The organism is Solimonas sp. SE-A11 (genome assembly GCF_030345715.1).
GTDB lineage: Bacteria > Pseudomonadota > Gammaproteobacteria > Nevskiales > Nevskiaceae > Solimonas_A.
On sequence record NZ_JAUASX010000010.1, the window covers coordinates 93,344 to 120,223 of the forward strand.

Genomic DNA, 26,880 nt, shown 5'->3' on the forward strand with positions numbered 1-26,880 from the left:
GTTTTTATCAGGTCCATTCCAGACAGGAATTCACATGGAAACCCAGAACCTGGTCACCTTCATCGCCGTGGCCGAGGCCGGCTCCTTTACCCAGGCGGCTGAGTTGCTGCACCTGTCCCAGCCCGCCGTGAGCAAACGCATCACCGCCCTGGAGGAGCAGGTCGGCCAGCCCCTGCTGGACCGCGTCGGCCGCCAGGTGAGCCTGACCGACGCCGGCCGGACCCTGCTGCCTTACGCGAAGAAAGTGCTGCAAGACCTTGAAGATGGGAGGCGTGCGCTGTCCCACCTGCACGAGAAAGTCGCCGGGCGCCTCTCCATCGGCACCAGCCACCACATCGGCCTGCACCGCCTGCCGCCGGTGCTGCGCGCCTTCACCCAGCAGTACCCGGACGTGGACCTGGACATCCATTTCATGGACTCCGAGGTCGCCTGCCAGGCCGTGCTGGCCGGCAAGCTGGAACTAGGCATTGTCACCCTGCCCACCCAGCCCCTGCCGCAACTGCAGCAGCGCTCCGTCTGGGACGACCCCCTATCGGTGGTCGTCGCCCCCGGCCACCCCCTACTGGACCAGCCCCAGGCCCAGCTGCAGGACCTCGCCGGTCATCCCTCGGTGCTGCCGGACGAGGCCACCTACACCCACCGCATCGTCACCCGCGCCCTGCAGCAGCATGGCCTGGTGCCGCGCATCCGCCTGGCCACCAACTACCTGGAGACCCTCAAGATGCTGGTCGGCATCGGCCTGGGCTGGAGCGTGCTGCCGGATTCCATGATCGACGGCAGCATCCGCCAGTTGCCGATCCCGCAGCTGGCCCTGCATCGCGAACTGGGCGCGGTCTGGCACGAGCGCCGTACCCTGTCCGGCGCCGGTATGGCCCTGCTGGGCTGCCTCGAATCCGACATACGGCGCCGTATGGCCCGCTGAACAGTCGTTTACTGTTCCTGCGGCCAATGTCTCTGGGGTCAATGGGTGTCCAAAATACGCCCACTTATTTAGCTCCGTGACGAGGTCTTTCCCATGCCTGCCTACAAAGCTCCGCTGCGCGACATGCGCTTCCTGATGAACGAGGTGTTCGATTACCCCGCTCACTACGCCGGCCTCTCCAACGGCAAGGACGCGGACCCGGACACCTGCGAGGCGATCCTGGGTGAAGCTGCCAAGTTCTGCGAGGAGGTCCTGGCCCCCCTGAACCTCTCCGGCGACCTGGAAGGCTGCCACTTCGAGAACGGCAAGGTCACCACGCCCAAGGGCTTCAAGGAAGCCTACGAGCAGTTCGTGCAGGGCGGCTGGCAGGGTCTGTCGCACCCCACCGAGTACGGCGGCCAGGGCATGCCGATGTCGCTGGGCCTGCTCAAGTCCGAGATGATGGGCACGGCCAACTGGTCCTTCACCATGTACCCGGGCCTGTCGCTGGGTGCCATGAACACCGTCATGCAGCACGCCTCCGAAGAACTGAAGGCGATCTACATGCCGCCGCTGACCGAAGGCCGTTGGACCGGCACCATGTGCCTGACCGAGCCGCAGTGCGGCACCGACCTGGGCCAGGTCAAGACCAAGGCCGAGCCCCAGGCCGACGGCAGCTACAAGATCACCGGCACCAAGATCTTCATTTCCGCCGGCGAGCATGACCTGACCGAGAACATCGTCCACATCGTGCTGGCGCGCCTGCCGGACGCGCCTCCGGGCACCAAGGGCATCTCGCTGTTCATCGTGCCCAAGATGAATGTCAATGCCGATGGCAGCGTCGGCGAGCACAACAGCGTGGTCTGCAGCGCCATCGAGCACAAGATGGGCATCAGGGCCTCCGCCACGGCCGTGATCAACTTCGAGCAGTCCACCGGCTTCATGATCGCCAAGCCCAACAAGGGCCTGGAGGCGATGTTCACCTTCATGAACACCGCCCGCATCGGCACTGCCGTGCAGGGCATCGCCCACGCCGAGGCCTCTTTCCAGGGCGCCCTGGCCTACGCCAAGGACCGCCGCTCGATGCGCGCCCTGCGCGGCAAGCAGGAGCCGGACAAGGTCGCCGACGCGCTGATCCACCACGCCGACGTGCGCCGCATGCTGCTGACGCAGAAGTGCTTCGCCGAAGGTGGCCGCGCGATGATCTACTTCGCCGCGCAGCTGGCGGACCACATGACCAACGGCATCATCGAGAACGACCAGGCCAAGTACGAGGAATGGGACGACAAGCTCGGCTTCTTCACCCCGATCCTCAAGGGCTTCCTGACCGAGATGGGCCTGGAAGCGGCCAACCAGGGCATTCAGGTGTTCGGCGGCCACGGCTACATCAAGGAACACGGCATGGAGCAGATCGCTCGCGACGCGCGCATCTCCACGCTGTACGAAGGCACCACCGGCATCCAGGCCCTGGACCTGCTGGGCCGCAAGGTGCTGCTGCAGACCCGCGGCAAGGCCGTGCGCGAGTTCACCGGCCACATCGCCAAGTTCGCCGTGGACAACCTGCGTGACGCCCGCCTGCGCAACTTCGCCACCACCCTGGCCAAGTACGCTGCCGAGTGGAACGTGCTGACCATGCGCGTCATGCTGATGGCCCGCAAGGACCGCGAAGTGGTCAGCTCCGCCAGCCATCACTTCCTGATGTACTCGGGTTACGTGACCATGGGCTACTTCTGGGCACTTCAGGCCGCGGTGGCCAGTGAGAAGCTCGCCAAGGGCGGCTCCGAGGAGCCGGCGTTCTACAAGGCCAAGATCGCCACGGCGAAGTTCTACTTCGACCACATCCTGCCGCGCGCCAAGGGCCACGCCCACTCGATGACCAAGCCCAGCAAGTCGATGCTGCGCCTGCCGGTGGAAAGCTTCGTCTTCGAATAAGGCGAATCGAGGCTGATACTGAAAATGGGGCGCCGCAAGGCGCCCCATTTCTTTCCACAGCCTACCCCGCCATTTTCTCTATCCAGACCCTCCACAGGCCGCCGCTACCCCGGACAGATCGTTCTGGAGGGCGTAAGCCATGGATATCCGTCACAGCACCCGTCTCGCCGCCCTGGTGATCGTCACCAGCGGCCCGCTGGCGCATACCGATCATTATTCCTGGAGCCTGCTGTCGGCCAGCTGGCGCAGCACCGGCCTGCGCCAGAGCGACCTGCGCGAGGTACTGTCCTTCTGCGTCGCCGAGGGCTTGCTGGAGCTGCATGGCGACGAGCACGAGGCCAGCTACCGCATGTCCCCCGGCGGCCGCGCTGCCATCGCCGAGTTGCGCGGCTTCCCCTGGACGCGCTGGCGCGACAGCCGCACCCTGGCCCAGTTGCGCATGCGTAGCCGCATTCCATCCAAGGACGGCATCAACCGGCGCGACAACGATCCGATGCCGGCGCCCGTCCACTAGGCTCGACTCAACCGGCGCGGATCGCGGCGTCGAACTGGTCCATGCTGGCGTAACCCGGCTGCGCCGCCACCCGCGCCAGCCAGGCCTGCACGGCCGGATAGTCCGCAAGATCGAAGCCGCCCTCGTGCGCCACATGCGTGTAGGCGTACAGCGCGATGTCGGCGACGCTGTAGTGGCTCCCAACGAACCACTCGCGCTCCGCCAGGTGCCGCTCCATCACGCCCAGTGCGGCGTAGCCGCCCGGCCGGCGCTCCTGGAGGCGTGCCTCCTGCTCCGGCGGGCGGCCCAGGTAGCGGATGATGTAGCGCGAGGTGGCGATGTAGGGCTCGTGGCTGTACTGCTCGAAGAACATCCATTGCAGCACCTGCGCATGCGCGAGGCGGTCCGCCGGCAGCAGCGGCGTGCCCTCGGCCAGGTAATGCAGGATGGCGTTGGACTCGGCCAGGAAGACTCCGCCCGGCAGCTCCAGCAGTGGTACGCGGCCATTGGGGTTCATGGCCAGGAACTCCGGCGTGCGGGTCTGCTTCTTCAGGATGTCCAGGTGCACCCAGGCATGCGGCAGCCCCAGCTGCGCCAGCAGCAGCTTCTGCTTGTAGCAATTGCCCGAGTAGATGTCGCCGTAGACCTTCAGCATGCCGCTACCCCCGTTATACACCGCCGCGCGCGATATTTTGTCCCTGTTGTCACGACGATGACAGCCGTATCTTGGAATAGGCCCGCTTCCGGAGCATCGTCATGCGCATCAGCCCGACCGTCCTCAGCCTTGCCCTGGCCCGCCAACTGGCCGGGCCGCTGCGCTATACCGACGACTACTCACCCCAGGTGCTGGAGATGATCTGGCGGCGTACCGGCCTGCGCCAGCGCGACCTGGCCACGGCGCTGGAGGCGTTCTGCAAGCAGGGCTGGCTCAGGCGCTACCAGCGCGAGGGCCATGAGCGCTACCACCTGACCATCGACGGTGGCATCCGGCTGCACGGACAGCGCGAGCCCTACTGGAAGCACTGGCACGAGGACCTGATGCTGCAACGACTGCTCCAGCGCCGCCGCGATCCGGCCGCGGCCGGGCAGCCGCAGCGCCGCGCCGAGGATGCGGTGGCGGCCTGAGGCCGGCTAGATGCGAATGTCCTTGAGCCCACGCCAGGCGATCAGCCAGGCCAGCAGCGCCACGCCCGTGGAGACCAGCCACAGCAGATCCGGGTGCATCACTTCCCACAGCAGGCCGCTGCCGAAGCCGCCGATGGCACCGCCCACGCCGTAGCTGAGGCCGGTGTAGATCGCCTGTCCCCGACCCTGCATCGCGCCGGGGAACAGCTGCTGGATCAGACTGACGGCGGCGAAGTGGTAGATCGCGAAACTGACCGCATGCAGGGCCTGCACCGCCGTCATCCACGGCATGTTGTCGATGAAGGTCATCTGCAGGAACCAGCGCAGCGCGGTACCGGCCAGCGCCCACAGCATCATGCTGCGCAGGCTCCAGAAGCGGCGCAGGCGGTGGATGAAGAAGAAGATGCCGACCTCGGCGACCACGCCGAAGGCCCACAGGAAGCCGATCTCGAACTTGCTGTAGCCGTGGTCCTTCAGCCAGATGCTGAAGAAGTTGTAGTAGGGCCCGAAGCTCATCTGCGAGAGCAGGCAGGCCGCCAGCAGGGCGATGACCTCGGGCCGGCGCATCACGCCCATCACCGATTCCGAGCCGCCGGAGCGCGGCGCCGCCGGCGCCTCGGGAATGCGCAGGCCGGTCAGCCAGCACAGCGCGAACATGCCGGCGACCCACAGCGGCATGGTCTGCACGCCGATGTGCTCGAACACCGGCCCCATCGCCATCACCGTGATGACGAAGCCGATGGAGCCCCAGAGACGGATGCGGCCGTAGCGGTCGCCGTTGGCGCCCAGGTGGTTGAAGGTCACCACCTCGAACTGCGGCATGGTGCCGTTGTTGAACATGCCGTAGACGAGGAAGCACAGCGCCAGCAGCCAGAATCCCGGTGCGAACTGCGCCGCGGCGAAGGCCAGCAGGCCGGCGCCCAGGGTGATGCGGATGGCCGCCATGCGGCGCGCGTCACGGTCAGCGTACTGCCCCCAGAGATAAGGCGAGACGATGCGGGTGAGCGCCATCAGGCCGCCGATGGCGCCGATCTGCGCGGGGGTGCAGCCCCGGTCCTGCAGGAACAGGCCGGTGAAGGGCATCAGCGTGCCGATCGCGGCGAAATACCAGAAGTAGAAGCCCGCCAGCCGCTTGGCCGGTACGTGCGCGCTCATGGCAGGAAGGGGTGCATGGGGGCGGCATTGTAGCGCCGCCCCCGGTACCCAGACCTACCCTGCCGCGGCCCTGGCGGCGGCGACCAGGTCGCCCAGGCCGCGGGACTCGGCCAGGCCGGCCAGCTTGCGCACCAGTTCAGGCCGCTGGGAGGCGATGCGCCGTACCGTGTCCGCCAGCGCCGCACGCCCTTCGGCGGGAATCGCCCGGGCCACCTCGAACAGCGGCTCCCACAGGCCGGCATCGTCTACTTCCTCGGCGAAGCGCTCCTGCAACTCGGCCGGCATCGCCGCGGCGATGGTGGCCATCCAGGCGCGTTCCTCGGGGCTGAACTGGTCGACCAGGCCCAGCAGCTTGGGCACCAGGTGGGCCTGCTCCGCGGCGCGGAACAGCCGCAGCAGCTTCTCCGGCTGCGCGGCCCTGGCGGCGTCCGCCATCTCGCCCTGGGTCATGCCCGCCACCAGCGGCAGCATCAGGCGCCAGAGCTGCTCCTCTTCCGCCGTGCGGAAGATGCTCTTGAGCACCTGCGGATCGGCCAGCGCGTCCAGATGCACCAGGCGCGACTGCTTGTCCGGGCTCATCTGTGCGATCACCGGCAGGATCGAACCCCAGAGGTCCTGTTCCTGGCTGCGCTGCAGCAGGCGCGTCAGCGCTGCGTCGCCCTCGTCGGCCATCAGGTCGCCGAGCTTGCGCATCATGGCGGCATCGGCATAGGCCATCAGCGACAGCGCCTCGGCCCAGAGATTCTTGCTCTCGTCCTGCGCCAGCTTCAGGAAACGCGGGAAGCGCGCCTCCGGCACCATGTGCATCAGCTTGGGCACCTGGTCCTTGGCCTCGATGAACAGGCCGATGCGCAGCAGGTGTTCCTCGTCGGTGATCGCCGCCATCACCCGGCGGATCGCCTCGTCGGTGAGGTAGCCGACGAACAGGCCCATGGTGATGTACTCGCGGCGCCGGATCAGCTCCAGCGCCACGTCGCGCACGATCTCCACCGGCATCTGGCGGATAATGTCGCCGACGCGTCTCGGGTCCAGCTCCAGCGTGACGTCCGCCAGGAACGGAATCTCCATGCGCTGCGCGATCTCCACCGCGCGGTCCGTCGGCATCTCGCCGGCGATGCGTGCGATGAACACCGGAGCAAAGGCCTTCTGGCCGATGAAGGCCGTCAGCTTGCCCGGCAGCAGCTTGGTGGTGGCGGCCAGCTTCTGGAACAGCGAGCGTCCGCGGTTGAACAGGTACTCGTGCGTGGTCTCGCGCAGGTGGCGGATTTCGGCTGCCGGCGTGTGGGCCAGGAATTCCAGCTGCTCGGGCTTGAGGCCGAGCACGCGGGACAGCTTGATGATCTCCGCCTTGATTTCGAGCGTGCTCACTACTTGATCCCCAGTACTTTCTTCACCGGGCCGCGCAGCAGCATAGGGATATGCCCGAGCGCATCCTCGATGGCCTTGGCCAGCGCCTCGCGCTGGCGCTGCTGGGTTTGCACCACGGCATTGGCCAGCAGGTCGATCTGCGCCGGCTGCAGGCTACCCAGGGTCTGGAACTCGGCGGGCTGCCGGCCCAGCGATTCCGCCAGCCGCTGCAATGAGGCTTCAGAGGACATGATTCTCCTGCGAGGTTCTTTTCGGAATAGGCGGGATCATGCCACCGGGTGGCAAAGCGCGGCCTTGGCGCTGGCGACAGGCGAGTCGGCGCGGGCGCCAGTGGCCCAGTGCCAGCAATCGCCTCCTGCGACTCCGCTAACTACGCCGGAATGCGAGGCGTACCCGGCACCACATCCGCATTTTGCGCACGATGCCGCAGGTAATGGTCCATCAGCACCAGCGCCAGCATCGCCTCGGCGATCGGCGTGGCGCGCAGGCCCACGCAGGGGTCGTGGCGGCCGGTGGTGCGCATGTCCACGGCATTGCCCTGCTCGTCGATGGACTTGCCCGGCGTGGTGATGCTGGACGTGGGCTTGATGGCATAGCGGGCGTAGATGGTCTGGCCGGTAGAGATGCCGCCGGCGACCCCGCCCGAGTGATTGGCGAGGAAGCCCTGCGGGGTCATCTCGTCGCGGTGCTCGGTACCGCGCATGCCGGCCACGCGCATGCCGTCGCCGATCTCCACGCCCTTCACGGCGTTGATCGACATCAGCGCGAAGGCGATCTCGGCATCCAGGCGGTCATAGACCGGCTCCCCCAGGCCCGGCGGCACGCCGGTGGCCTCGACGTAGAGCTTGGCGCCGATCGAGTCACCCTCGCCGCGCAGCCCCTCCACCAACGTTTCGAGCTGCGGAATCTTGTCAGGGTCGGCGCAGAAGAAGGGGTTGTTGCCCACGGCGGACCAGTCGCGGATCTCGCAGTGGATGTCCCCCACCTGCTCGGTACAACCGCGGATCTGGATGCCCAGGCGCTGCTTCAGGTACTTCCTGGCGATGGCGCCGGCGGCCACGCGCACGGCGGTTTCGCGCGCCGAGGAGCGCCCGCCGCCGCGGTGGTCGCGGATGCCGTACTTCTGGATGTAGGCGTAGTCCGCATGGTTGGGGCGGAACACCTGCTGGATCTTGGCGTAGTCGTAAGAGCGCTGGTCGGTGTTGCGGATCAGCAGTGCGATCGGCGTGCCGGTAGTCTTGCCCTCGAAGACGCCGGACAGGATCTCGACCTTGTCCTCTTCCTTGCGCTGGGTGACGAACTTGCTGGTGCCGGGTTTGCGGCGGTCCAGCTCCGGCTGGATGTCGGCCTCGCTCAGTTCCAGGCCCGGCGGGCAGCCGTCGACCACGCAGCCGATGCCGGCGCCGTGGCTCTCGCCGAAGGAGGTGACGCTGAACAGCTTGCCGATGGTGTTTCCGGACATGACTTAAAGATGCTCGATCAGGTCTTCACGCGAAATGATGAACACGCCGTCGCCGCCGCGCTCGAACTCCACCCAGGTCACGGGCAGGCGCGGCCAGCGCGCCTCGAACTCGGGCACGCTGCCGCCGACCTCGCAGACCAGCCAGCCGCCCTCGACCAGGCGCGACGGCGCCTCGGCCAGGATGCGGGCGACCAGGTCCATGCCGTCCTTGCCGGCGGCCAGGGCCATGCGCGGCTCCTGGTGGAACTCCTGCGGCAAGGCCTTCCACTCGGCGACAGGCACGTAGGGCGGGTTGCTGACGATCAGGTCGTAGCGCATCTCGCCCAGGCCGTTGAACAGGTCGGACTTCAGCGCGCGCACCTGCTCGCCGCAATCATGGCGCTCGATGTTGGCCTTGCAGACCGCCAGCGCGCCCGGCGACAGCTCGGCCAGGTCCACCTGGGCGTCCGGGAAAGCCAGGGCGCAGGCGATGCCGATGCAGCCGCTGCCGGCGCAGAGGTCTAGGATGGTCTGCGGCTCCTGCTGCAACCAGGGCGCGAAACGGCGCTCGATCAACTCGCCGATCGGCGAGCGGGGCACCAGCACGCGCTCGTCCACCGTGAACGGCAGGCCGCAGAACTGGATCTCGCCGATCAGGTAGGCGGCCGGCTGGCGCGTCTTGATGCGCTGCTGCAGCAGCTTGATGACGGCGGCGCGCTCGGCGTCGGTCACCGCGGCCTCTAGGTAGACCGTGGGCAGGTCGGGCGTCAGGTGCAGGGCGTGCAGCACGAGGTGGAACGCCTCGTCCAGCGCGTTGTCCGTACCGTGTCCGAAGTACAGGCCGTTCGCCTTGAACTGGCTCGCCCCCCAGCGCACGAGGTCGCGGACACTGCGAAGCACGGAAGTCTGGGTGGACGGGGAAGGCATGGGCGGCGGGCTGTGGGATAATCCGGGTAGGTCGCGAATTATACGCGGCGGCTGCCTCGCTGATCCGAAAACACCCTGAAAATCATGGCCAACGCCCAGAAATCCGTTCTTTACGGCATGATCGCCGCCCTTGCCGCCGTCCTCGGCGTAGTGGTGGCCGTCACCGTCTCCCAGCCTCGCGGCTCCGCCGAGCTGCGGTCCGGCACCCTGCTGCCGCAGCCGCGCGCCCTGCCCGCCTTCACCCTGAAGGACCAGGATGGCCAGCCCTTCACCAATGCCAGCCTGAACGGCAGCTGGACCCTGCTGTTCCCCGGCTTTACCTACTGCCCCGACGTCTGCCCCACCACCCTGGCCCTGCTCAAGCAGGTCAAGGCCGGCCTGGGGCCGGACCACCCGCTGCGGGTGGTGTTCCTGTCGGTGGACCCGGAGCGCGACACCCCCGAGCGCATGAGGAGCTACCTCGGGCAGTTCGACCCCGCCTTCGTCGGCGTCTCCGTGAGCGAGCCGCAGCTGGCCGAGATCACCCGCGCGCTGGGCATCGCCTACGCCAAGGTGCCGGGCGCCAGCCCCGAGAGCTACCAGATGGATCACTCGGCCTCGATGATCCTGCTCAATCCGCAGGGCAATATCACCGCCTACCTTACGCCCCCCTTCGACCCGGCCCGGCTGGTGTCGGACCTCAAGCCCTTGGTGGGCCCCTGATGCGCGCCGCCCTGCTGGCCCTGTTGCCGCTGCTGGCCCTGGCCGCCTGCCGGCAGGCGCCGGGTGAGCTGCAGTTGAAGGACGCCTGGATCCGCGAGGCCCCGGCCGACGGCCCCATGGCCGGCTACCTGCGTATCGACAACGGCCTGCCCGAGGCCCTGCGCTGCGACAAGGCCAGCAGCCCGGACTTCGGCGCCGTGGAGATCCACCGCAGCGCACTGGAGAACGGCATGTCGCGCATGCTGCGCGACCAGGTCATCGAGGTCCCCGCCCGCGGCCAGGCCCTGCTGCAGCCCGGCGACTACCACCTGATGCTGTTCCGCCCGCAGCGTCCGCTGAAGGCCGGCGACAGCGCCTCCGTCACCCTGCTTTGCGGCAGCCGCCACGCCAGCGCCGAATTCACCGTCCGAGCCCCATGATGAAACTCCGCGGCAAACCCCACACCGACGCCAGCCAGGGCGACCTGCTGTTCGCCCGCCTGCAGCTGATTCTGCCGACGCGTTTCCTGTCCTGGCTGATCTACCTGGTGACGCGCATCGAGCAGCGCGCCTTCAAGAACATCTTCATTCGCCAGTTCATGAAGCTGTACCGCATCAACTTGGCCGAGGCCCAGCATGGTCGCGCCGAGGACTACGCCAGCTTCAACGACTTCTTTACCCGCGCCCTCAAGCCCGGCGCCCGCGTGCTGGACCCGGACCTGCAGACCCTGCTGAGCCCGGTGGACGGCACCGTCAGCCAGGCCGGCGACATCCCGGACGGCCGCATCTTCCAGGCCAAGGGCCACGAGTACAGCGCCTCCGAACTGCTCGGCAGCGAGGAACTTGCCGCCCCCTTCAAAGGCGGCAAATTCACGACGATCTACCTGGCGCCCTACAACTACCACCGCATCCACATGCCGCTGGCCGGAACACTGCGCCACTGGGTCTATGTCCCCGGGCGGCTGTTCAGCGTCAATCCCGCCACCGCGCGCGCCATGCCGGGCGTGTTCGCCCGCAACGAGCGCGTCTGCGCCGTGTTCGACAGCGAGCGCGGCCCGTTTGCGATGGTCCTGGTCGGCGCCCTGTTCGTCGGCTCCATGGAGACCGTCTGGGCCGGCCGCATCAGCCCGCCGCACAAGCGTTCCGGCATCGAGCATTTCCACCCGATCCACCCGGTCAACCTGGAGCGCGGCGCCGAGATGGGGCGCTTCAACATGGGCTCCACGGTGATCCTGCTGACCCCGCCGGGCATGCTCGACTGGCAGCCGGTGATGGCCCAGGGCAACCCGCTGCGCATGGGCCAGCGTATCGCCCGGTTCCGGAGCTGAGGCCGGGCCCGGCCGGGCGGCTGAACCAAAGCACGCGGGCCGCGTCCAAGCGGCTACACTGCCGTCATCCTCCTGGCACCGCCGCCACATGAAGAAAGCGCTCCTCAGTTGCTTCACCGCCGTCGCCATCCTGGGCGCGGCCGCCACGCAGGCGGACTCCCCGGCGGCGCTGGACCTGCCGCAGATCGGCGAGCCGGCGGACAACACCCTGTCGCCTTCCGAGGAGAAGACCCTCGGCGGCCGGGTGGTGGCACAGCTCTACGGCGCCAACTACATGCTGGAAGACCCGGAGCTGCGGGAATACATCTCGACGCTGGGCTGGCGCCTGGCATCGGCCAGCCAGACCAAGCCGCCCAGCCTGACGTTCTTCATGATCCGCGATCCACGGATCAACGCCTTCGCCCTGCCCGGCGGCTACATCGGCGTCAACGCCGGCCTGCTGCTCGCCGCAAGCAATGAAAGCGAAGTCGCCGGCGTGCTGGGCCATGAACTCGCCCACGTCACCCAGCGCCACATTGCGCGCACCCAGGAAGACACCCAGGTCGCCACCGTGGCCACCTGGCTGGCGGTGATCGCCGCCATCATCGCCGGCTCTGCCGATCCGGACGTGGTGATCGGCGCGCTGTCCGTGGGCCAGGCCATGAACTACCAGCGCCAGGTCAACTACACCCGCGCACACGAGCTCGAGGCCGACCGCATCGGCATCCAGACCATGGCGCGGGCCGGCTTCGACCCAGCCGGCATGGGCGGATTCTTCTCCAAGCTGGAGCAGCAGTCGCGCCTCTACGGCAGCGGCCTGCCGGAAATCCTGCGCACCCATCCGCTGACCACCAACCGTATCGCCGAAGCGCGTGGCCGCGCCGCGGAGATGCCCAAGGTCGTGCTGAAGGAATCGATCGAGTTCGGCTTCATGCAGGCCCGCGCCCGCGTGCTCACCGCCGAGCGCCCCAGCGAGGCGATGGACCACTACAGCAACGAGCTGGCCGCCGGCCACGACACGCCGACCAACCGCTACGGCCTGGCGCTGGCGTTGTCCGTGCAGGGCCAGGCCGACAACGCCGACCGCGTGCTCGCGCCACTGCTGGAGAAGTATCCGCGACACGTGACGCTCAACCTGCTGCAGGCCCGCATCCTGGCCTTGCAGCAGAAGAACGACGAAGCCCTGGCCGTGCTGGCCCGCACCACGCAGCTCTACCCGCGCTATGCACCGGCCCTGCTCGAATACGCCGACACGATGATGGCCGCCGGCAAGCCCGCCGAGGCCCGCCAACTGCTGATCACGCGAGAACAGACCCTGGGCACGCAGCTGGAAACCTACAACTTGCTGGCCCAGGCCGCACGCGAGCTCAATAACCTGCCCGAGGCGTCCTACCAGACCGGGGTCTACCTCTTCCTGCGAGGCGACGCCGGTAATGCCATCGCCCAGCTCGATGCGGGCCTGCGCCTGCCCGACCTCACGCCGCAGGAACGCGCACGCCTGGCTGCAAAACGCCAGGAGGTGCGTGATACCTTGCCGGAGAACTGGCGGCCGCCGCGGGAGCGGAGAGACCGGATGTAAACAAAAAAACGGACCTCCAGGGTCCGTTTTTTTTGGCGCGCCCTTCTAGCGCTTAGATTAAGCCGCGCGGCGGAGCCGCGTTGGCTTGAAGCGCTTGTTGGGCAAAGAGCGCGGAGTTGATCAACTCGAGAAGCTCCACGCAGTACTGGCCGGCCTCGTCAGTGCCGGAAACGTGGTAGCCGCTCTGTTCAACGGCTGCAGCCACACTTGCATCGCCGGCCGAAGCTCGAAATATTCCATCTGCAAGGATGGAGACAAATTCTTCTTTCATCTCCGGATAGCTGAGGATGAGGTCCACAATACGGGAGGCGGCTTCTTCCAAAGTATCCTGGGCCACATAAGCGCCGAAAATATTCTCCAAGGTCTCGGTCGTCGCCATGCTTTAGTCCGTTGCGCCCAACACTACCTAGCGCGGCGCCTTCTTCAGCAGGCCCGTCGTCAGCATCCAGTCGTAGCAATCCTTCAGCATGGCGTCCATCGGCTGCGGCTGGTAGCCGAGCTCGTTCTGCGCCTTGCGGCTGCTGCAGTAGATGTTCTGCGACAGCAGCACCACCGTATCGGCGGTGATCTCCGGCTCGCGGCGGAACAGTGGCGCGAAGACTTCCTCGAGCTTGGCGTAGCCGTGCATCAGGCGCGGGTGCAGCGGGTAGAAACGGCGACGCAGGCCCATCACGCGGCTGACGTCGCGGGCCAGGCCCAGGTAGCTGGACTGGGCGCCACCCAGCAGGTAGTTCTGCGCCACGGAGCCGCGCTCGGCGGCGGCAACATGGGCGCGGGCGACTTCGCGGGCGTGGCAGAAGCTGCCGCCGCCGGCGGGCACGCCAGGCAGGCGGCCCTGCTGGATCAGGCGAAACATGCGTGACCAGTTGGCGGTGTCGTAACGGCCCAGGATGTTCGAGGGGTTCACTACCACCGCCTGCAGGCCATTGGCGATGCCTTTGTGGACCTCGCGCTCGGCCAGGGCCTTGCTGCGGATGTAGTTGATCGGCGCGGCGCTGCCGCGGGTCGGCGTGTCCTCGGTGACGATGCCGCCGTGCAGGCCGTAGGCCACCACGCTGGAGGTATGTACGAAGCGCTTCACGCCGGAATCCAGCGACGCCTTCACCATGTTGCGGGTGCCGCGCACGTTGACCTTGATCTGCTCGGCATGCGAGCGCGACCATAAGCTGGTGTTGCCAGCCACGTGGAAGACACAGTCCACATGCCGCGGCACGAGGCCTTTGAGCGTGCGGGAATCGGTGATGTCGCCGCAGACGCGCTCGACCTGGGGATAGCGCTGCAGCGGCGAGACATCGGACTGCGGCCGATGCATGGCAATGACGTCCCAGCCCTGGTCGACCAGTTCATCGACCAGGTTCAGCCCGACGAAGCCCGTCGCGCCCGTGACGAATGCCGTCCTTGCCACCCGATCTCCTCCACGCTCTGCGGCGATGATAATCGCGCAACGGTGACAGAAGTATGAGACAGAGTCAAAAACGCCCGTTTTATTAGCAGGATACGGAAGTTACTTCGCGTGAAAACCCGACATGGGACCCATCACTCGCCGAAGTCCCGAGGAGGCCGTCGCGAGCAGGGCCGAGCTTGCAGCCGAGACGCACAGCCGTACAGAAGTACGGCGAGCATCGCGGATGCAAGATCGGCCCGCACAGCAGGCCTATTCGGGACTTCAGGACTTCAAGACGTCGTCGATGGGGGTGATGGTGGCCCACTGCTTGCAGCTGGGGCACTGCCAGAACAGCTGGCGTGGGCTGAAGCCGCAGTGGCCGCAGCGGTAGCGCGGCGTGGTTTCCATCAGTTTGCGGATGGCGCTGCGCAGGCTCGCGGCCGGCTTGTCCAGGCCCGCGGCGACCACGCCCGGCTGGTGCTCCAGCACCTCAAGGAACTCCGCCAGCACGGCGCGACCCGGACGCGTCTCCAGGCCTTGGGCCAGGTAGTCCGCCACCTCCAGGCCTTCCTGGCGCATCAGGTGCGCCTCGGCCAGGATCGGCAGGCTGCTGGGGGACATCTCCTTGGCATCCTGCAGGAACAGCAGATAGCCCTGCGCATCGCCGGTCTTCTCGGCGCAGCGACGCAACGGCTCGATCACCTCGGGCAGGAAGCGCTGATCGCGCTCGAAGGCCAGGCGGTAGTGCTTGGCGGCATCAGCCTCTTCGCCGGCAGCCTCCTGCAGCGCACCGAGCAGCAGCTGTGCGCGAATGCAGGCGGGGTCTTCGGCGGCGGCGCGCTCGGCCAGTTCCAGGGCGGCGTCGGCTTGCTTGCGCGCCCTCGCCTCCTCGGCGAGCTCGCAGTAGTACTGGGCGATCACCTCGCGCTTGGACTCACCCTTGGCGGATTCGATACGGCGCGAGATCTTGATCGCCTGCTGCCAGTCGCGGCCCTGTTCATAGATGGTGCGCACCAGCTCCAGGCACTGCACCACCTGGTGTCCCTCGGCGGCGAGCGCCAGCGAGATTTCCTCGGCACGGTCCATCAGGCCGGCCTTGTGGTAGTCCTGTGCCAGCTCGAGGCGGGTCTGGGTGCGCAGCTCCGGCGACAGGTTGGGCCGGGCCAGCAGGTCTTCGTGGATATGCAGCGCGCGATCCACTTCGCCGCGCTTGCGGAACAGGTTGCCCAACGTCAGGTGCATCTCGGCCGCGGAGCTGTCCATTTCGGCGGCTTCGCTGAGTGCCGCGAGGGTCTCGTCCGGGTTGTCGCTGACCAGGTGCGTGACCAGGCCACCGAGCTTCTCCGGCGTGATGGCACGACCCTGGTGCGGATAACCACGCGACAAGGCCCAGCCGAGGGCGAATCCCAGCGGCAGCAGCAGCCAGGAGAACAGGACATCGATCACGTCAGGGAACCTTGGGCAGCGCGGACGGCGATGCGGTCAGGGTGGGCGGCGGCGCGGACAGGGCGCGCAGGTTGCGCAGCTCGGTTTCGCTGTCGCGGAGCTGCTTGCGCAGGCGGCGGATTTCGGACTTGAGGCTCAGCACCCGCAGGAAACCCGCCCCCAGGGTCAGCAGCGCCACCAGCACGAACTCGGCGACCAGCAGCGCGATCAGCGGCAGCTCGATCATGCCGAACAAGTAGTTGAACTCGACCTTCTGGCTGTTGAAGAAGCCGATGGTGGTGCCGAGCACGAAGACCGGCAGGATCACCAGGAAGAAGACCAGCGAGGCCGGCGCCTTGAAGGCCACGATCAGCCCTGGCTATCGGCAGTGGCGGCAGCAGCCGCAGCCTTGGCCGCCGCGGCGGCGGCTTCAGCCTCGGCCTGGGCGTTGGCGTTGACGCGCTCGCGCATCTCCTTGCCCGGCTTGAAGTGCGGGACGCGCTTCGGCGGGATTTCCACCGGCTCGCCGGTCTTGGGATTGCGACCGACGCGCGCCGGACGGTGATGCAGGGCGAAGCTGCCGAAACCGCGGATTTCCACGCGGTCGTCCTTGGCCAGCGCCATGCTGATCTGGTCCAGCACCAGCTTGACCGCCAGTTCCACGTCCTTCTGCATCAGGTGGGTCTGCTTGGAGGCCAGCCGTTCGATCAGTTCGGATTTGGTCATAAGGCTCATGGATGCGGTCTAATTGATTGAACCTTATAGAAAAAAAACAGGGCATGCAAGAGTCCCCGCCGCCCCGGGGGCTGACAGGCCCGAAACAGGGGGCCAGCCGGCTGCCGGCCAGGGGATGCGGGGCGCCGTGCAAAAAGAAAGGGGCCGCATGGCGGCCCCTTTCCGATACATCCAAGTACTGCGAAGGACAGCTTAGCGGTCGTTGTTGCCGCCAATCTGTTCCTTGAGCAGGTCGCCCAGGCTGGTGCGGCCGGTGCTGGCGTTACGGTTGCCGTACTCCGCCATGACCTCCTGCTCTTCCTGGATTTCCTTCTCGCGGACCGACAGCTGCACGATGCGGTTCTTGCGGTCCAGGCCGACGTAGCGGGATTCCAGCGTGTCGCCTTCCTTGAGCACCTTGGTCGCGTCTTCAACGCGCTCACGGGCCAGGTCGTTGGCACGGATGTAACCCTCGACGCCATTGCCCAGGTCGATGAAGGCGCCGCGCGGGTCGACGGTCTTCACGATGCCCTTGACGATGGTGCCCTTGACCGTGTCGGCGATGAACTGCGACAGCGGATCCTGCTGGACCTGCTTGACGCCCAGCGAGATGCGCTCGCGCGCGCCGTCGATGGCCAAAACCACGGCGTCCAGCTCCTGGCCCTTCTGGTAGCGGCGCACGGCGGTTTCGCCGGCTTCGTTCCAGTCGAGGTCGGACAGGTGCACCAGGCCGTCGATACCGCCGTCCAGGCCGATGAAGATGCCGAAGTCGGTGATCGACTTGATGGCGCCGCGGACGCGGTCGCCCTTCTGGTGGTTCTGGGCAAACTCTTCCCAGGGGTTCGGGCGGCACTGCTTCATGCCCAGCGAGATACGGCGGCGCTCGCCGTCGATGTCGAGGATCATGACTTCGACCTCGTCGCCGACCTGCACGACCTTGCCCGGGTTGACGTTCTTGTTCGTCCAGTCCATCTCGGACACGTGCACCAGGCCCTCGACGCCCGGCTCGATCTCCACGAACGAACCGTAGTCGGTGATGTTGGTGACCTTGCCGAACAGGCGGGTCTTCTCGGGGTAGCGACGCTCGATGTCCATCCACGGATCGGCGCCCAGCTGCTTGAGGCCGAGGCTGACGCGGCGACGCTCGCGGTCGTACTTGAGGACCTTAACTTCGATTTCCTGGCCGACGGTGACGACTTCGGCCGGATCCTTGACGCGCTTCCACGTCATGTCGGTGATGTGCAGCAGGCCGTCGATGCCGCCGAGGTCGACGAACGCGCCGTACTCGACCAGGTTCTTGACCACGCCGCGGAGGACCACACCTTCCTGCAGGTTGGCCAGGAGGGTGTCACGCTCGGCGCTGTACTCGGCCTCGAGCACTTCGCGACGCGAGACCACGACGTTGTTGCGCAGCTTGTCGAGCTTGATGACCTTGAACTCGAGCGGCTTGCCCTCGAGGTAGGACGTGTCGCGCACCGGGCGGACGTCGACCAGCGAACCGGGGAGGAAGGCGCGCACGGTGCCGATGTCGACCGTGAAACCGCCCTTGACCTTGCCGGTGATGATGCCGATGACGGTTTCCTTGCCCTCGAAGGCCTTCGCGAGGCGCTCCCAGGTCTTGATCCGCTCGGCCTTCTCCTTGGAGAACTTGGTTTCGCCGAAACCGTCTTCGACGGTCTCCAGCGCCACTTCTACGTCGTCGCCGGCAGCAACCTTGATCTCGCCGTCGACCATGAATTCCTGGATGGGGATCACGCCTTCGGACTTGAGGCCCGCGTCGACGATCACGACATCCGGCTTAACAGCCAGCACCTTGGCATTGACGATGGTGCCCGACTGCATGGACTGGCCGCCCTTGAGGCTGGCCTCAAACATTTCAGCAAAACTTTCGATCATTACAAAAACACTCGTTGGTGGTGGGTGGAACATCCGCCGCGTCCCTGCGGTCGGTCCTGGTTGATAAAAGAAACGGCCCACATCCTGTGGACCGGCTGTCTGCGGGGGAAATCAGAACCCGTAGCGACGCAGCAGGGTTTCCACTTTTCCGATGACCTCGGCAGGGGAAAGTCCCGTTGTATCAACCACTTCAGCCCTTTCGGCCGGCTTGAGCGGGGCGATGGGGCGGTTGCGGTCGCGCGCGTCGCGGGCGCGGATCTCTACGCAGAGACCATCGAGCGTAGCAGGTATTCCCTTATCGCTCAACTGCTTGTAGCGGCGGGCCGCCCGTTCGTCGGGGCTCGCGTCCATGAAGATCTTGAGGGGCGCGTCGGGGAAAACCACGGTGCCCATGTCGCGGCCGTCGGCGATCAGGCCCGGCGCGCGGCGGAAGTCCTTCTGCAGTTGCAGCAGCGCAGCGCGCACTTCCGGCAGCGCGGCGATGCGCGAGGCCAGCGCCCCGGAGGTCTCGGCGCGCACGGTGTCGACCCAGTTCTCGCCGTTGACCCGGATAGCCTCGTCATGCTCGGTGTCGCCGGTGAACTCGATGGCCAGGCCCGGCACCAGGGCGGCCACGGCGGGGCCGTCGGCGTCCGGCACCCCTGCCCGCTCGGCGGCCAGGGCCAGGATGCGGTATAGCGCGCCGCTATCCAGGCGGTGCCAGCCGCCCAGGCGCTGGCTCAGCCAGCGCGTCACCAGGCCCTTGCCGACGCCGCTGGGGCCGTCGACGGTGATGACAGGCACGAGAGTGTTGTTCTGGGACGGCATGGGCGGATCAGGAGGTAGTCAACGCGGCGAGCCGCGAAAAATAGTCCGGGAAGGTCTTGGCGACACAGCCCGGGTCGTTGATGCGCACGGAAATGCCGCCGCAGGCCGCCAGCGAAAAGCTCATCGCCATGCGATGATCGTCGTAGGTGTCGATGGCCGCTGTTCGCGGCGCCGCCGGAGGCGCGACGCGCAGGTAATCGGCGCCGGCTTCCACCGTGGCGCCGAGCTTGGTCAGCTCCGCCGCCATGGCGGCGATGCGGTCGGTCTCCTTGACGCGCCAGCTGCCGATGTTGCGCAGCACGCTGGGGCCGTCGGCGAACAGCGCCACCACCGCCACGGTCATCGCCGCGTCGGGGATGTGGTTGAAGTCGGCGTCTATGGCCTTGGGCCGGAAGCCTGCGGATAGTCCAGGCGAGCGCACCTCGGTCCACTGCTCACCCTGGGTAACCTCGGCGCCCATGGCCGCCATGACCTCGGCAAAGCGCACGTCACCCTGCAGGCTGGCACTGCCCATGCCCTGCACCCGCACCGGTCCGCCGGCCAGGGCGCCCAGCGCCAGGAAGTAGGAGGCCGACGAGGCATCGCCCTCGACCGCGAACGCACCCGGCGCGCGGTAGCGCGAGCCGGCCGCGACGGTGAAGCGCGGTGTGCCGGCGGCGGTCGTGCCGCGCTGCACCTCGACGCCGAAGCGGCGCATCAGGGCGATGCTCAGCTCGATGTAGGGCTTGGAGATCAGCTCGCCCTCGACCTCGACCACCAGATCCTGCTCGCGTGCCAGTAGCGGCGCCGACTGCAGGATGCCGGTGAGAAACTGGCTGGAAGCGTCGCCGCGCACGCGCACCGGCTGCGCCGCGCGCACCTGCGCGGGCTCGATCAGCAGCGGCGGAAAGCCGTCCTTCTGCTGGTAGCCGATCCGAGCGCCCAGCGGCTGGAGGGCGTCCACCAGGTCGCCGATCGGCCGCTCATGCATGCGCGGGATGCCGGACAGTCGGTAGCGGCCATCCATGAAAGCCAGCACCGCGACCAGCGTGCGGATCGACAGCCCGGAGTTGCCGACGAAGATGTCGGCCTCGCGCAGCGGCAGCCGCGGCGCGCCCTGCACCCGCCACCCGCCCTCGCCCAGGTCCTGCAGCGGCACGCCGCAGGCCTTCAGGGCCTCGCGCATCACGCGGGTGTCGTCGGAGTCGAGCAGGCCGCTGAGGGTCGTCTCGCCCTCCGACAGCGCGGCCAGCAGCAGTGCGCGGATCGACACGCTCTTGGAGCCGGGCAGCCGCAGTTCGCCCCGCGCCGCGCGGATGGGTGCCAGGTCCAGGAAATCGGCGGAAGAACTCATGGCTTCTTCGCGGCAGCCGGCTTTTCGACCAGCTCCAGGTAACGCTCGCGGGCATCGCGGGCGCGGGTGTAGATGTCGAGGATGGCGGGACCGTCGTCCTCGGTGATGGCGTCGCGCAGCTTCTGCAGTTCGCCCAGGTAGCCGTCGAGCGCGCCGAGCACCGCCGAGCGGTTGGCGCGGGTGATGTCGTGCCACATCTTCGGGCTGCTGGAGGCGATGCGCGTGAAGTCGCGGAAGCCGCCGGCGGCGTAGGCGAAGATTTCCTTGCGCGAATCCAGGGTGTTGAGGAAATCCACCAGGGCGAAGGCCAGCACGTGCGGCAGGTGGCTGGTCGCGGCCAGCACCTCGTCGTGGTGCTCGGCGCTCATTTCGCAGACCAGGCTGCCGGCGGACTCCCATAGCGCCCGCACCGTGGCCAGCGCGGCCGGGTCCTGGTGCGCATGCGGGGTCAGGATGCAGCGACGCCCCTGGAACAGCTCAGCGAAGGAGGCCTCCACCCCGCTCTTCTCGTTGCCAGCCACCGGGTGGCCGCCGACGAAGCGCGCGGGCAACGCGCCGAACACGGCCGCCACGTCCTGCTCCACCGAGACCTTGGTGCTGCCGACGTCGGTAAGGATGGCGTCCTCGCGCAGGTAGGAGGCGAGCTGCGACAGCACTTCGCGGGTCTGCAGCACCGGCACCGACAGCAGCACCACGTCGGCGTCGCGCACGGCGGCTTCCAGCGATGCGGCCGCGTGGGTGGCGACACCCAGTTCGACGGCCGCGGCGACGCGCGCCGGGTCGGCGTCATAGCCGATCACCTCGCGCACGGCGCCGGCCTTCTGCACGGCGCGCGCGAAGGAGCCACCGATGAGGCCCAGTCCGATGACGGCAAGTCGCTGCACGCTCACGATGCGAGGATCTCCCCGAGGGCCGCCACCAGGCGGTCGTTCTCGGCCTCGGTGCCGATGCTGAAGCGCAGGAACTGCGGCATCTGGTAGGAGGCCACCGGCCGCACGATCACGCCGCGCTGCATCAGCGCCTGGTTGATCGGCGCTGCGTCGCGGCCGAAGCCCACGGCGATGAAGTTGGCCTGGGAGGGCAGCACGGTCAGGCCCATGCCGCCGAGTGTCTGCGTCAGGCGCGCACGCTCGCGGTTGTTGAGCTCCACCGAGCGGGTGACGTGGGCCTGGTCGGCCAGCGCGGCTTCCGCCGCCAGCAGGGCCAGGCTGTTGTTGTTGAAGGGCTGGCGCACGCGGTTGAGCAGGTCGGCCAGCTCGGGGCTGGACAGCGAGTAGCCCACGCGCAGGCCGGCCAGGCCGTAGGCCTTGGAGAAGGTGTGGAACAGCACCAGGTTGGGGTACTTCTCCAGCCACTCGCGCGAGGGGCTGCGCAGGGCCGGCTCCATGTACTCGTCGTAGGCCAGGTCCAGGGCCACCACCACGTGCGCGGGCACCTGGCGGATGAAGCCCTCGATGTCCTCCGGCGCCAGCCAGGTGCCGGTGGGGTTGTTGGGGTTGGCGATGAACACCAGAGACACGTCGGGATTGGCCTTCAGTGCCTCGGCGAAGGCCTGCATGTCATGCCCCAGCGGCTGGGCATCATGGGCCGGGCGCGCCGGCACCACCACCGCGCGGGCACCCTGCGCCTGGGTGATGATCGGGTAGACCGCGAAGGCGTGCTGCGAGAACAGCGCGGCGCGGCCGGGGCCGAGGAACACGCGGCCCAGCAGCTCGATGATGTCGTTGGAGCCGTTGCCCAGGGTGACGCGCTCCGGGGCGATGCCGCGGAAGTCGCCGATAGCCTTCTTCAGGCGGAAACCACCGCCGTCCGGGTACAGGGCCAGGTTGCCGCCGGCCACGGCCTCGGCGATGGCGGCCTTCACCGCCGGGCCGGGGCCCAGGGGATTTTCGTTGGACGCCAGCTTGATCGCGTCGGCGATGCCCAGGCGGCGCTGCAACTCTTCCAGCGGCATGCCCGGGGCGTAGGCCTCCAGGCTCAGCACGCCGGTGGCGGCGTTCTTCAGCAGGGGTGAGGTCACGTTCGTCCTCAGAAGGGGGCAGTCGGGTAGGACCCGAGGATCTTGAAGTAGGCGGCGGCCGCGCGGACCTCTCCCAGCACCGACTCGATGCGCGGGTCCAGTGCGTGGCCGCGGAAGTCGATGAAGAAGTAGTAGTCGCGCACCGCCGCACCCTTGACCGGCCGCGACTCGATGCGCGTCAGGTCGATGTTCTCGCGGGCGAAGGGCTGCAGCAGCTTGAACAGCGCGCCCGGGTTGTTGCGCTGCGCGGTCATCACCACGGAGGTGACGTCGTCGCCGGTGGGCGACGGATCGTGCTTACCGATGATCAGGAAGCGCGTGGTGTTGTTGGGATCGTCCTCAATGTTCGAGGCCAGGATATTCATGCCGTAGAGCCGCGCCGCCTGCTGGCCGGCGATGGCCGCCCCGCCCTTCTCGCGGGCGATCAGCACCGCCTGGGCGTTGCTGGCCACGGTCTCCTTCTCGGCCTTGGGCAGGCGCGCGTCGAGCCATTTGCGGCACTGCGCGAAGGACTGTTGGTGCGAGTAGATGTGGGTGATCGCCTCCACCGAGGTCTCGGTGGATAGCAGGCAGTGATGGATCGGTAGCGTCACCTCGCCGCAGATGCGCAGCGTGGTCTGGGCCAGCTCGTCCAGCGTGTGGCTGACGATGCCGCCCAGCGAGTTCTCCACCGGCACCACGCCGTAATCGGCATTGCCGGTCTCGACGTCGCGGAATATTTCGTCGATGGCCGCCACCGGGCGCGCCGTGATGCTGTCGCCGAAGTGCTTCAGCACCGCCGCCTGGGTGTAGGTGCCCTCAGGCCCCAGGTAGGCGATCTTCAGCGGCGATTCCAGCGACAGGCAGGCCGACATGATCTCGCGCATCAGCCGCGCCACGGTCTCGTCGGTCAGCGGGCCGGTGTTGCGCTCCATGGCGCGGCGCAGCACCTCCGCCTCGCGCGACGGGCGATAGTGGTTGCCGGTGCTGTCGCCCATCCGTTCCTTGATATGGGCGACTTCCTGGGCGATGCGCGCGCGCTGGGAGATCAGCGCCTGGATCTGTTCATCCAGGGAGTCGATCCGGGTGCGGGCCTGGGCCAGTTCGTTGTTCATGGGTGCCATAACGAAAACAGGGAGCGCGATTGTACGCGCTCCCCGCTCATGCCCCTAGCCCTTCCAAGACCAGGCAGTCCGCGAATGAACGCAAATAAACGTAAATTAATATTCCGGCCTATTCGCGTTCATTTGCATCCATTTGCGGACCGATTTGCTGCTTAGGCTCAGCGGGCCGGGATGCAGCGCACCGACAGCACGCCCTGGATGGCCTGGAGCTCCTCCACCACGTCCTGGGCGCAACCGGAGTCCACGTCCACGATGGTGTAGGCCAGGTCGCCGCGCGACTTGTTGAGCAGGTCGGCGATGTTCAGGTTGCGCTTGGCCAGCGTCGTGGAGATCTGGCCCACCATGTTCGGCACGTTCTCGTTGACGATGCACAGGCGGGTCTTGCCCGGCAACAGCGCCATGACGGCCTCGGGGAAGTTGACCGAGTTGCGTACGTTGCCCAGTTCCAGGAACTCGCGCAACTGGTCGGCGACCATCACGGCGCAGTTGTCCTCGGCCTCGCCGGTGCTGGCGCCCAGGTGCGGGGTGGCGATGACGCGCGGGTGGCCCTTCAGCGCGTTGCTGGGGAAGTCGCAGACGTAGGCGTGCAGGCCGCCGGCATCCAGGGACTCGATCACGGCCTTCTCGTCGACGATGGCCTCGCGGGCGAAGTTCAGGATCACGCCCTTCTTCGGCATCAGCTTCAGGCGGTCGGCGTTGATCAGGCCGCGGGTGGCGTCCAGCAGCGGCACGTGCACCGAGATGAACTGGCTCTTGGAGACCAGATCGTCCACCGACAGGGCCTGGCGTACGCCGGAGTTCAGCTGCCAGGCGTTCTGCACCGTCATGGCCGGGTCATAGCCGTAGACCGTCATGCCCAGCTCCAGGGCGGCGTTGGCCACCTTGACGCCGATGGCGCCCAGGCCGATCACGCCCAGGGTGCGGCCCGGCAGCTCGAAGCCAACGAACTTCTTCTTGCCATCTTCCACGGCCACATGCATGGCCTTGTCGTCGCCTTCGAGCTTCTTCACGAAGTCCAGGGACTGCGGGATGTTGCGGGCTGCCAGGAACATGCCGGCCAGCACCAGCTCCTTCACGGCGTTGGAGTTGGCGCCCGGGGCGTTGAACACCACCACGCCACGCTTGGACAGGGCGGCGACCGGGATGTTGTTGGTGCCGGCGCCGGCGCGGCCGATGGCCTTGATGCTGGCCGGGATGTCGATCTTGTGCATGTCGGCCGAGCGCACCATCACGGCGTCCGGGTTGGACATCTCGGAGGCGACTTCGTAACGCTCGCGCGGCAGGCGCTCGAGGCCGAGGACGGAAATGTTGTTGAGGGTCTGGACCTTGAACATGGATTTTCTCGAGAATCGGGATTAGAGAATCGGGAATAGGGAATCAGGAATCGTCAGAAGCGAAGAAACAGGGGTGTTTTTTTACGATTCCCCATTCCCCATTCCCGATTCCCGTCTTGATCAGCCGCGCGTCCGCGCGAACTCTTTCATGTATTCAACCAAGGCATTGACACCCTCGATGGTCATCGCGTTGTACAGGCTGGCACGCATGCCGCCCACCGAGCGGTGGCCCTTGAGACCCGACAGGCCGGCAGCCTTGGCTCCCTTGAGGAAGTCGGCGTCCAGCTCGGCGTTGGCCAGCACAAAGGGCACGTTCATGCGCGAGCGGTCGGCCTTGGCCACCGGGTTGCTGTAGAAGTCCTGGCTGTCAATATAGTCATACAGCGCCTTGGCCTTGTTCGCGTTGCGCTCGCCCACGGCAGCCAGGCCGCCGTTGTCCTTGATCCACTTGAACACCAGACCCGACACGTACCAGGCGAAGCACGGCGGCGTGTTGAGCATCGACTCGTTGTCGGCCATCTGCTTGTAGTCGAAGATGCCCGGCGTCAGCGGCGCGGCGCCACCGATCAGGTCCTCGCGCACGATCACGATGGTGATGCCCGAGGGGCCGATGTTCTTCTGGGCGCCGGCGTAGATCAGGCCGTACTTGCTGATGTCGATCGGGCGCGACAGGATGTTCGACGACATGTCGGCTACCAGCGGCACGCCGTTGGTCTCCGGCTCCTGGTGGAACTCGACGCCGTGGATGGTCTCGTTCGGCGTGATGTGCACGTAGGCGGCGTTCGGGTCCAGCTTCCAGTTCTTGACGTCCGGGATGTTGGTGAACTTGTCGCCCTCGCTGCTGGCGGCGATGTTGACCTTGCCGTACTTGCCTGCTTCCTTGGCAGCCTTCTTGCCCCAGTCGCCGGTCAGCACGTAGTCGAAGCCGGTCTTGCCGCGCAGCAGGTTCATCGGCAGGAAGGTGAACTGGCCGGTGGCGCCACCCTGCAGGAACAGCACCTTGTAGTTGGCCGGGATGCCGGCGATCTCGCGCAGGTCCCTCTCGGCTTCCTGGGCGATGCTCATGAATTCCTTGTCGCGGTGCGACATCTCCATGACCGACATGCCCGAACCGCGCCAGTCCAGCAACTCGGCTTGCACCTGCTCAAGGACTACCAGCGGGAGGGTCGCGGGGCCGGCGCTGAAATTCACGATACGCTTCATGGTCATGCTCCTGGGCAATGAGATAACTGATTTTTCTTTAGCAGAATCGACGAGCGTCGCTTCCGTACTGCTTTAATTCCATCTCTCTACATCAAGATTCGGCACGCCCGCAAAAGCCTGCGGCCGGTCCGTCACCAGCACCAGCTGGTGGGACAAGGCCGTGGCCGCCACCAACAGGTCGTAGGCGCCTATCTTCTCGTCCATCTGCTGCGCATAGGCCGCCAGCGTCACCGCCTGCTGGGTCTCTGCCACGTCGAAGGCGATCACCTTCACGTTGGCGAAGAATTCCTTCAGCAGCTTGGCATAGCGCGCCTGGGCCCGCGGCTGCGCCCGCAGCGCCGCCTCGGCTTCCATCCGGGTCACCGCCGCCACCGCGATATCGCTGGGCTTGAGCTTGGACAGCTTCAGCACCACCGGCAGCCGCCCCTTGATGGCGCCCGCGATCACGTCAGAGTCCAGCAGGTACTTCACCAGCGCGTTTCCGCCGGGCCACCCAGGTGCTCGCGCCAGGCCTGGAAATCCAGGGTGTCCTGCGCCAGCTCCGGGGCCGGGTTGCGGAAGTGCGCCAGCAGCGACTCCGGCCAGTCCTTTTCCTCGTTCCGCGCCAGCCATTCCTGCACCGCCATGGAAATCAGGCGATTGCGCGTGACGCCCGCCCGCTCGACCGCCTTGTTGAGGCGCTCCACGGTGGCATCGTCAAAATGAACGCTGAAATTCATGAGCTTATTTTATCACCTAACAGGACATGTTAGT

Annotated in this window: 29 protein-coding genes; 8 read left to right on the forward strand and 21 right to left on the reverse strand. The window is 66.9% G+C overall.

Features of this window, described 5'->3' with window-relative positions:
- Positions 1 to 34 precede the first annotated feature (34 nt).
- The 3 genes from QT386_RS12850 (at position 35) to QT386_RS12860 (ending at position 3,347) form a co-directional block, all read left to right on the forward strand.
- A complete protein-coding gene (locus tag QT386_RS12850; RefSeq protein WP_289274170.1) occupies positions 35 to 922 on the forward strand; it encodes a LysR family transcriptional regulator in 888 nt (295 codons plus the stop codon).
- Between the two features lie 93 nt (positions 923 to 1,015).
- Positions 1,016 to 2,833 (forward strand): acyl-CoA dehydrogenase C-terminal domain-containing protein, encoded by a 1,818-nt coding sequence (locus QT386_RS12855; RefSeq protein WP_289274171.1) that lies wholly within the window; start codon positions 1,016 to 1,018, stop codon positions 2,831 to 2,833.
- A 139-nt stretch (positions 2,834 to 2,972) separates the two neighbouring features.
- A complete protein-coding gene (locus QT386_RS12860) occupies positions 2,973 to 3,347 on the forward strand; it encodes a hypothetical protein (protein WP_289274172.1) in 375 nt (124 codons plus the stop codon).
- Positions 3,348 to 3,354: 7 nt separating this feature from the next.
- Here the strand turns inward: QT386_RS12860 and QT386_RS12865 are convergent, their stop codons facing one another.
- Entirely contained in the window at positions 3,355 to 3,981 is a 627-nt protein-coding gene (locus QT386_RS12865) for a glutathione S-transferase family protein (RefSeq protein WP_289274173.1), read from the reverse strand.
- A 101-nt stretch (positions 3,982 to 4,082) separates the two neighbouring features.
- On the opposite strand from QT386_RS12865, the gene QT386_RS12870 reads away from it, so the two are divergent.
- Positions 4,083 to 4,451, forward strand: a complete 369-nt coding sequence (locus QT386_RS12870; protein ID WP_289274174.1) for a hypothetical protein — start codon at positions 4,083 to 4,085, stop codon at positions 4,449 to 4,451.
- A gap of 6 nt (positions 4,452 to 4,457) precedes the next feature.
- Here the strand turns inward: QT386_RS12870 and QT386_RS12875 are convergent, their stop codons facing one another.
- The 5 genes from QT386_RS12875 to prmB all read right to left on the reverse strand — a co-directional run bounded on the left by QT386_RS12875 (position 4,458) and on the right by prmB (position 9,342).
- Positions 4,458 to 5,606, reverse strand: a complete 1,149-nt coding sequence (locus QT386_RS12875; RefSeq protein ID WP_289274175.1) for an MFS transporter — start codon at positions 5,604 to 5,606, stop codon at positions 4,458 to 4,460.
- 54 nt (positions 5,607 to 5,660) lie between these two features.
- Positions 5,661 to 6,974, reverse strand: coding sequence for a hypothetical protein (locus QT386_RS12880; protein WP_289274176.1), 1,314 nt, complete (start codon positions 6,972 to 6,974; stop codon positions 5,661 to 5,663).
- Positions 6,974 to 7,204, reverse strand: coding sequence for a hypothetical protein (locus tag QT386_RS12885; protein WP_289274177.1), 231 nt, complete (start codon positions 7,202 to 7,204; stop codon positions 6,974 to 6,976). Before QT386_RS12885 ends, QT386_RS12880 begins: the two co-directional genes overlap by 1 nt.
- A gap of 140 nt (positions 7,205 to 7,344) precedes the next feature.
- Positions 7,345 to 8,436, reverse strand: coding sequence for a chorismate synthase (gene aroC / locus QT386_RS12890; RefSeq protein ID WP_289274178.1), 1,092 nt, complete (start codon positions 8,434 to 8,436; stop codon positions 7,345 to 7,347).
- 3 nt (positions 8,437 to 8,439) lie between these two features.
- On the reverse strand, positions 8,440 to 9,342 hold the full coding sequence (gene prmB / locus QT386_RS12895; RefSeq protein WP_301334291.1) for a 50S ribosomal protein L3 N(5)-glutamine methyltransferase: 903 nt from the start codon (positions 9,340 to 9,342) through the stop codon (positions 8,440 to 8,442).
- Positions 9,343 to 9,426: 84 nt separating this feature from the next.
- Here prmB and QT386_RS12900 point away from each other — a divergent pair, with 84 nt between their 5' ends.
- The 4 genes from QT386_RS12900 (at position 9,427) to QT386_RS12915 (ending at position 12,908) form a co-directional block, all read left to right on the forward strand.
- Positions 9,427 to 10,044 carry an SCO family protein gene (locus tag QT386_RS12900; protein ID WP_289274180.1) on the forward strand — a complete coding sequence of 206 codons (618 nt, stop codon included), beginning with the start codon at positions 9,427 to 9,429 and terminating at the stop codon, positions 10,042 to 10,044.
- Positions 10,044 to 10,463 (forward strand): copper chaperone PCu(A)C, encoded by a 420-nt coding sequence (locus tag QT386_RS12905; protein ID WP_289274181.1) that lies wholly within the window; start codon positions 10,044 to 10,046, stop codon positions 10,461 to 10,463. Before QT386_RS12900 ends, QT386_RS12905 begins: the two co-directional genes overlap by 1 nt.
- Complete coding sequence (asd, locus tag QT386_RS12910) at positions 10,460 to 11,350, forward strand: archaetidylserine decarboxylase (protein ID WP_289274182.1); 891 nt, start codon at positions 10,460 to 10,462, stop codon at positions 11,348 to 11,350. The genes QT386_RS12905 and asd overlap by 4 nt, the downstream gene beginning before the upstream one ends.
- An 88-nt stretch (positions 11,351 to 11,438) precedes the next feature.
- The gene (locus tag QT386_RS12915; protein ID WP_289274183.1) at positions 11,439 to 12,908 is read left to right on the forward strand and encodes a M48 family metalloprotease; all 1,470 of its coding nucleotides are present in this window, start codon (positions 11,439 to 11,441) and stop codon (positions 12,906 to 12,908) included.
- 52 nt (positions 12,909 to 12,960) lie between these two features.
- On the opposite strand, the gene QT386_RS12920 is transcribed toward QT386_RS12915, so the two are convergent.
- From QT386_RS12920 to QT386_RS12990, 15 genes are all read right to left on the reverse strand, one after another.
- Positions 12,961 to 13,287, reverse strand: coding sequence for a hypothetical protein (locus tag QT386_RS12920; protein ID WP_289274184.1), 327 nt, complete (start codon positions 13,285 to 13,287; stop codon positions 12,961 to 12,963).
- Positions 13,288 to 13,314: 27 nt separating this feature from the next.
- Complete coding sequence (locus QT386_RS12925; protein WP_289274185.1) at positions 13,315 to 14,313, reverse strand: NAD-dependent epimerase/dehydratase family protein; 999 nt, start codon at positions 14,311 to 14,313, stop codon at positions 13,315 to 13,317.
- 261 nt (positions 14,314 to 14,574) lie between these two features.
- Complete coding sequence (locus QT386_RS23440) at positions 14,575 to 15,738, reverse strand: hypothetical protein (protein ID WP_289274186.1); 1,164 nt, start codon at positions 15,736 to 15,738, stop codon at positions 14,575 to 14,577.
- A 1-nt stretch (position 15,739) separates the two neighbouring features.
- On the reverse strand, positions 15,740 to 16,084 hold the full coding sequence (locus tag QT386_RS12935) for a LapA family protein (RefSeq protein ID WP_289274187.1): 345 nt from the start codon (positions 16,082 to 16,084) through the stop codon (positions 15,740 to 15,742).
- Positions 16,085 to 16,086: 2 nt separating this feature from the next.
- Entirely contained in the window at positions 16,087 to 16,443 is a 357-nt protein-coding gene (locus QT386_RS12940; RefSeq protein WP_289274188.1) for an integration host factor subunit beta, read from the reverse strand.
- Between the two features lie 201 nt (positions 16,444 to 16,644).
- Positions 16,645 to 18,327 (reverse strand): 30S ribosomal protein S1, encoded by a 1,683-nt coding sequence (gene rpsA / locus QT386_RS12945; RefSeq protein WP_289274189.1) that lies wholly within the window; start codon positions 18,325 to 18,327, stop codon positions 16,645 to 16,647.
- A gap of 111 nt (positions 18,328 to 18,438) precedes the next feature.
- A complete protein-coding gene (gene cmk, locus QT386_RS12950) occupies positions 18,439 to 19,134 on the reverse strand; it encodes a (d)CMP kinase (protein ID WP_289274190.1) in 696 nt (231 codons plus the stop codon).
- A 7-nt stretch (positions 19,135 to 19,141) separates the two neighbouring features.
- Positions 19,142 to 20,467 carry a 3-phosphoshikimate 1-carboxyvinyltransferase gene (gene aroA, locus QT386_RS12955; protein ID WP_289274191.1) on the reverse strand — a complete coding sequence of 442 codons (1,326 nt, stop codon included), beginning with the start codon at positions 20,465 to 20,467 and terminating at the stop codon, positions 19,142 to 19,144.
- Positions 20,464 to 21,357, reverse strand: a complete 894-nt coding sequence (locus tag QT386_RS12960; protein WP_289274192.1) for a prephenate dehydrogenase/arogenate dehydrogenase family protein — start codon at positions 21,355 to 21,357, stop codon at positions 20,464 to 20,466. Before QT386_RS12960 ends, aroA begins: the two co-directional genes overlap by 4 nt.
- Positions 21,354 to 22,487, reverse strand: a complete 1,134-nt coding sequence (gene hisC, locus QT386_RS12965; RefSeq protein WP_289274193.1) for a histidinol-phosphate transaminase — start codon at positions 22,485 to 22,487, stop codon at positions 21,354 to 21,356. Before hisC ends, QT386_RS12960 begins: the two co-directional genes overlap by 4 nt.
- Positions 22,488 to 22,495: 8 nt before the next feature.
- Positions 22,496 to 23,590 carry a prephenate dehydratase gene (gene pheA, locus QT386_RS12970; RefSeq protein ID WP_367401437.1) on the reverse strand — a complete coding sequence of 365 codons (1,095 nt, stop codon included), beginning with the start codon at positions 23,588 to 23,590 and terminating at the stop codon, positions 22,496 to 22,498.
- A gap of 158 nt (positions 23,591 to 23,748) precedes the next feature.
- The gene (locus tag QT386_RS12975; RefSeq protein ID WP_289274195.1) at positions 23,749 to 24,924 is read right to left on the reverse strand and encodes a phosphoglycerate dehydrogenase; all 1,176 of its coding nucleotides are present in this window, start codon (positions 24,922 to 24,924) and stop codon (positions 23,749 to 23,751) included.
- Between the two features lie 120 nt (positions 24,925 to 25,044).
- A complete protein-coding gene (serC, locus tag QT386_RS12980) occupies positions 25,045 to 26,127 on the reverse strand; it encodes a 3-phosphoserine/phosphohydroxythreonine transaminase (protein WP_289274196.1) in 1,083 nt (360 codons plus the stop codon).
- A 72-nt stretch (positions 26,128 to 26,199) separates the two neighbouring features.
- A complete protein-coding gene (locus tag QT386_RS12985; protein WP_289274197.1) occupies positions 26,200 to 26,598 on the reverse strand; it encodes a PIN domain-containing protein in 399 nt (132 codons plus the stop codon).
- Positions 26,595 to 26,846: a ribbon-helix-helix protein, CopG family gene (locus tag QT386_RS12990; protein ID WP_289274198.1), complete on the reverse strand. Its 252-nt coding sequence runs from the start codon at positions 26,844 to 26,846 to the stop codon at positions 26,595 to 26,597. The genes QT386_RS12985 and QT386_RS12990 overlap by 4 nt, the downstream gene beginning before the upstream one ends.
- Between the last annotated feature and the right edge of the window lie 34 nt (positions 26,847 to 26,880).

Excerpts from the sequence above, each read along its gene's own strand:
- QT386_RS12850 (WP_289274170.1), top strand. The coding sequence starts at position 35 with ATGGAAACCCAGAACCTGGTCACCTTCATCGCCGTGGCCGAGGCCGGC.
- QT386_RS12855 (WP_289274171.1), top strand. The coding sequence starts at position 1,016 with ATGCCTGCCTACAAAGCTCCGCTGCGCGACATGCGCTTCCTGATGAAC.
- QT386_RS12860 (WP_289274172.1), top strand. The coding sequence starts at position 2,973 with ATGGATATCCGTCACAGCACCCGTCTCGCCGCCCTGGTGATCGTCACC.
- QT386_RS12865 (WP_289274173.1), bottom strand. The coding sequence starts at position 3,981 with ATGCTGAAGGTCTACGGCGACATCTACTCGGGCAATTGCTACAAGCAG.
- QT386_RS12870 (WP_289274174.1), top strand. The coding sequence starts at position 4,083 with ATGCGCATCAGCCCGACCGTCCTCAGCCTTGCCCTGGCCCGCCAACTG.
- QT386_RS12875 (WP_289274175.1), bottom strand. The coding sequence starts at position 5,606 with ATGAGCGCGCACGTACCGGCCAAGCGGCTGGCGGGCTTCTACTTCTGG.
- QT386_RS12885 (WP_289274177.1), bottom strand. The coding sequence starts at position 7,204 with ATGTCCTCTGAAGCCTCATTGCAGCGGCTGGCGGAATCGCTGGGCCGG.
- aroC (WP_289274178.1), bottom strand. The coding sequence starts at position 8,436 with ATGTCCGGAAACACCATCGGCAAGCTGTTCAGCGTCACCTCCTTCGGC.
- prmB (WP_301334291.1), bottom strand. The coding sequence starts at position 9,342 with ATGCCTTCCCCGTCCACCCAGACTTCCGTGCTTCGCAGTGTCCGCGAC.
- QT386_RS12900 (WP_289274180.1), top strand. The coding sequence starts at position 9,427 with ATGGCCAACGCCCAGAAATCCGTTCTTTACGGCATGATCGCCGCCCTT.
- QT386_RS12905 (WP_289274181.1), top strand. The coding sequence starts at position 10,044 with ATGCGCGCCGCCCTGCTGGCCCTGTTGCCGCTGCTGGCCCTGGCCGCC.
- asd (WP_289274182.1), top strand. The coding sequence starts at position 10,460 with ATGATGAAACTCCGCGGCAAACCCCACACCGACGCCAGCCAGGGCGAC.
- QT386_RS12915 (WP_289274183.1), top strand. The coding sequence starts at position 11,439 with ATGAAGAAAGCGCTCCTCAGTTGCTTCACCGCCGTCGCCATCCTGGGC.
- QT386_RS12920 (WP_289274184.1), bottom strand. The coding sequence starts at position 13,287 with ATGGCGACGACCGAGACCTTGGAGAATATTTTCGGCGCTTATGTGGCC.
- QT386_RS12940 (WP_289274188.1), bottom strand. The coding sequence starts at position 16,443 with ATGACCAAATCCGAACTGATCGAACGGCTGGCCTCCAAGCAGACCCAC.
- rpsA (WP_289274189.1), bottom strand. The coding sequence starts at position 18,327 with ATGATCGAAAGTTTTGCTGAAATGTTTGAGGCCAGCCTCAAGGGCGGC.
- cmk (WP_289274190.1), bottom strand. The coding sequence starts at position 19,134 with ATGCCGTCCCAGAACAACACTCTCGTGCCTGTCATCACCGTCGACGGC.
- aroA (WP_289274191.1), bottom strand. The coding sequence starts at position 20,467 with ATGAGTTCTTCCGCCGATTTCCTGGACCTGGCACCCATCCGCGCGGCG.
- pheA (WP_367401437.1), bottom strand. The coding sequence starts at position 23,590 with ATGGCACCCATGAACAACGAACTGGCCCAGGCCCGCACCCGGATCGAC.
- QT386_RS12975 (WP_289274195.1), bottom strand. The coding sequence starts at position 24,924 with ATGTTCAAGGTCCAGACCCTCAACAACATTTCCGTCCTCGGCCTCGAG.
- serC (WP_289274196.1), bottom strand. The coding sequence starts at position 26,127 with ATGAAGCGTATCGTGAATTTCAGCGCCGGCCCCGCGACCCTCCCGCTG.
- QT386_RS12990 (WP_289274198.1), bottom strand. The coding sequence starts at position 26,846 with ATGAATTTCAGCGTTCATTTTGACGATGCCACCGTGGAGCGCCTCAAC.